This window comes from Catenulispora rubra, assembly GCF_015356825.1.
Taxonomy (GTDB): Bacteria; Actinomycetota; Actinomycetes; order Streptomycetales; family Catenulisporaceae; genus Catenulispora; species Catenulispora rubra.
Window position 1 is genome coordinate 1 of sequence record NZ_JAACYW010000769.1, and the last position, 420, is coordinate 420.

Genomic DNA, 420 nt, shown 5'->3' on the forward strand with positions numbered 1-420 from the left:
CCGGTCTATGGCGATAGTGCGTTCGGCGTCCTCTGGACGTCGATACGGGTCCCTCGCGGCGCGCCTGGCCGCTGTGGTCGCCGCCCTGGCGCTGATGGCGGGCTGCTCGTCCGGGGCGGGATCCGCGGCCGCCGGGGCCTTCGTCGCCCCGCCGGTGCCGATGGCCGAGCCGGGCTCGGCCTCTGAGGGCGACCTGTATATGGTCGTGTGGGACGGCTACGCCGAGAACCAGTGGATCGTGCCCTTCCAGCAGCAGACCAACTGCCAGGTGCACGCCGACACCGCCGGCAGTTCCGACGAGATGGTCGCGGACGTCAAGTCCGGACGCTACGACGTGGTCTCCGCCTCGGGGGACGCCAGCCTGCGGATGATAGCCAGCGGGGACGTCGCCCCCGTCGACGTCTCCAAGGTCCCCAACTA

General features: G+C 71.0%; 1 pseudogene. It reads left to right on the forward strand.

Going from position 1 to position 420, the window contains the following annotated elements:
• Positions 1-73 precede the first annotated feature (73 nt).
• Positions 74-420 (forward strand): annotated as a pseudogene (locus GWK61_RS55340) (spermidine/putrescine ABC transporter substrate-binding protein); the annotation flags it as partial.